The 3,234-nt window shown below is 38.6% G+C and carries 4 protein-coding genes; all 4 read left to right on the top strand.

Annotation, left to right across the window (positions count from 1 at the left end; translation table 11 throughout):
- Positions 1-475, top strand: a 475-nt coding sequence (locus ACY65O_RS11830) for an arginase family protein (RefSeq protein ID WP_462221060.1), incomplete at its 5' end; no start/stop codon positions are given.
- 72 nt (positions 476-547) lie between these two features.
- Positions 548-1,108: a hypothetical protein gene (locus ACY65O_RS11825; RefSeq protein ID WP_462221059.1), complete on the top strand. Its 561-nt coding sequence runs from the start codon at positions 548-550 to the stop codon at positions 1,106-1,108.
- Positions 1,109-1,182: 74 nt separating this feature from the next.
- The gene (locus ACY65O_RS11820; RefSeq protein WP_462221058.1) at positions 1,183-1,788 is read left to right on the top strand and encodes a hypothetical protein; all 606 of its coding nucleotides are present in this window, start codon (positions 1,183-1,185) and stop codon (positions 1,786-1,788) included.
- 64 nt (positions 1,789-1,852) lie between these two features.
- A complete protein-coding gene (locus ACY65O_RS11815) occupies positions 1,853-3,151 on the top strand; it encodes a radical SAM protein (RefSeq protein ID WP_462221057.1) in 1,299 nt (432 codons plus the stop codon).
- The last annotated feature ends 83 nt before the right edge of the window (positions 3,152-3,234 follow it).

Below are 3,234 nucleotides of genomic sequence, written 5' to 3'. Positions count from 1 at the left end.
GTCGTCGTTCCTGAGCCATCCATCCCTTCGATTACAAAAAAACGACCCTTCATTACCACTCCTATTAATGTGGTTTCAAAATAGTATGATTTTTCCTTGTGGTGATGCTCTGATAAACAGCAACCAAAGAATTATTACTTATTTTGATAAAAATATTAAAGAGCGCCAGTACGATGGCGAAACCTGGAAGGTAATTGCTGATGAAATTATTAACCACCTGCCGCAAAATGTTTTTATAAGTTTTGATATTGATGGGTTAGATCCAAAACTTTGTCCGCATACAGGTACGCCGGTGCAGGGCGGCTTTGAAACCGAACAAATTTTTTACCTGTTTAAAAAAGTAATACAAAGTGGCAGAAAATTAGTTGGGTTCGATTTAGTGGAAGTAGGCGTAAGCCATAGCGAGTACGATGAAAATGTGGGTGCCAGGTGTTTGTTTAAGCTTTGTAATATGATGGTGGCTGCTAATAGTTAATTGGTTAATTAGTGAAAATACAATTCAGTTTTTAGCAGACCTTTTGGTATAATAAATCTACATGCTTTATTAATGGATCAGTTTGTGTTTACATTAAAAGATAATAATCAAAAGGCTTTCAATTCTTTTTTTTGGTTTTTGTTTTTTTTGCATCTTATTGCAGCGGCTGTCATAGCTGTTAATCCTTCAAATAATTATCAAAAAAATACTGCAGCACTTTCCATTGCTGTATTCCTGGTTGTTACAGCAGTTTTTTATCTGCTTAAAAATAAATTCAAACAAAAGAATTACCAGCTTGTATTATTTGTAGTGATGGGTTTATTTTGGTTAGCACTTGCCGCATGGCTACCTGCCGTAATTGTTACCATCGCCATTATTTTTGCATTCTTCATTTTACAAAAGAGAAGTAGTGCAATTTTTTCTACAGAAAATATCATCATCACCAGATCTTTATTTAAAAAAACATATAGCTGGGCAGCTGTACAAAATGCAGTTTTAAAAGATAATTTACTATCTGTAGATTTTAAAAACAATCATTTATTGCAGGTGGAATTAGCAGCAGATAACATTCCCATTGATGAAAATAGTTTCAATCAATTTTGTAAGCTGCAACTGTTAACCCCTAATTCCTAATATCAAATTACTAATTCCTGAATTTTCTTTATGGAATTTTTAATCCACCGCATCTCAGCAAAAAACTTACTGTTATGCCAACCCAATACTCCCTTCAAATTGTACACCCGGCCTTTGAGTTATTAAAACGGTCAGCCCGGGTACTTCACTTTATAGCAGCTTCAATAATTTTAATTAATGGCTTGCATTTACTGCAGGTGCATCACGGCAATAAACTGCTGTGCTATACCCAAATGATTATTGCGGTGGATATTTTTCTGCTGGTATTTTTGGGAGGGGTTTTACTGATTGAAGCGCCAAAGTTAAACCTCATCTTCCGCATGATTGAAGTGTTGACGCTTTTTGGAATTTCGCTAACCCTGCTATCCGACGGGCATAACTGGTTGGGTATGGTGCATTTACTGGTATCTGCAGGGTATTTATTTTTATTTTACCGGGAGTGGAGGGTCATCCGTTCCGAAGCCGTGGATATCAAGCAAACCGGCATTACCGTACCCAATTTTGTTAAAGATGCAGAAATAAGCTGGAACGAAATAAAAACCATCATCCCAAAATATCATAGTATTATCATCGAAACCCTCCTGAATAAAAAGATTGAATTCAACCTGCGTAGAAATTTAAAAATTGATGAGTTGGAGCAAATTGACGATTTTTGCCGTAAACATATGGTTGGTCGTTGATGGTGGTTCGTTGATCGATGTTCGATTTCGAATCCAGCATCCGAACAACTAACAACGATCAACAATGAATTTAACTACCAGCCCTTACATTTTATACTCCGATGGCGAAGGAAATATTTTTGAAGACACTTCTCTTTATGTAACTGGCCGCAGTGGCTGGGATGCAATGCCCGTTGCCACAGAAGACTGGATTGAATTGCCCGCTGGCGGTAACTTATACGAATTACCCGGTCGCCGGGGCATTGGTATTGATGTGCAAACCGGCGACATGCGTTTGTGCGACAAAGGCTGGGCTGTTGCCGCATTTATTCCGCCTGCACATACGGGTTTATACATGGCCGCATACGAAACTGCAAAAGATGCACCTACACTTCCTTTATTTTGTTACACTGCAGCAGGTTGGCTGAATGAAAAATTTTACGTGCCTGCAGTGCGTATTGAAAAAGATGTGCGCCAGGAAAGCGAAGGGTATAATGATGACCTGATAAATAAAGGCGCCGAACATTTACTGCAAACTTATCCGCACAACCGTTTAGTAAAACATTTAATGGAGAATTGCTGTATGACGTACACTTGCCCGGCTGCAAGAAATTTATCATTGGGCAGATGGGAATGCCCGGTGCCGGTGTCGCCTGCATGTAACGCTAATTGCATTGGTTGCATCAGTTTTCAACCGGTAGAAGAAACTATCATCAGTACACAAGACCGTTTAACTTTTAAACCCACCGCCGAAGAAATTACAGAGTTCACCGTGCCGCATTTAGAAACTGCACCTTTTCCCTTAATAAGTTTTGGCCAGGGTTGCGAAGGTGAACCATTGCTGATGTGGGAAACGATAAGAGAAGCCATTATTGAAATTAGAAAGCATACTGAAAAAGGCAGCATTAATATTAATACCAACGGCAGTAAACCCGATGCCGTAAAAGCTTTATGCGAAGCAGGTTTAAACAGCATGAGGGTGAGTACCAACAGTGCAAGAGAAAAAATTTATACGCCGTATTACCGCCCCAATAATTATGTGTTTGAAGATTTGATAGAGAGTTTGAAAATTGTACGCAGCTATGGTGGCTGGACGAGTATTAATTATTTTGTTTTTCCCGGCATGACGGACAGCATTGAAGAATATGAAGCCTTACGCAAATTGATAAAAGAAACTGACCTGTGCATGATACAATGGCGCAATTTTAATATTGACCCCGATTGGTACCTCGGCAAAATTGGCGTTACCGAAACAGGGGAGTGCATGGGTGTAAAGCAAATGATGGAATTGATAAGAGAAGAATTTCCCAATTTAAAGTTTGGCTATTTTAACCCTTCGATAGAAAGGATAAAAGGAAATTTTGAAATGGATTATGCACATTGATTTTTTTTGAGCCAGGCTTTGGTAATGCTATTTAACTTCATTGGAGTCGCACTATTGTGCATTTAATCTTTATTGAGCTTTTT

Origin of the sequence: Ferruginibacter sp., from assembly GCF_031430955.1 — a bacterium.
Taxonomy (GTDB): Bacteria; Bacteroidota; Bacteroidia; order Chitinophagales; family Chitinophagaceae; genus Ferruginibacter.
The sequence above is the reverse complement of the archived record's forward strand: the minus strand, read 5'-3'. Positions and strand labels throughout refer to the sequence as shown.

Coding starts and splice junctions, on each gene's coding strand:
- ACY65O_RS11825 (WP_462221059.1), top strand. CDS start 548: ATGGATCAGTTTGTGTTTACATTAAAAGATAATAATCAAAAGGCTTTC.
- ACY65O_RS11820 (WP_462221058.1), top strand. CDS start 1,183: ATGCCAACCCAATACTCCCTTCAAATTGTACACCCGGCCTTTGAGTTA.
- ACY65O_RS11815 (WP_462221057.1), top strand. CDS start 1,853: ATGAATTTAACTACCAGCCCTTACATTTTATACTCCGATGGCGAAGGA.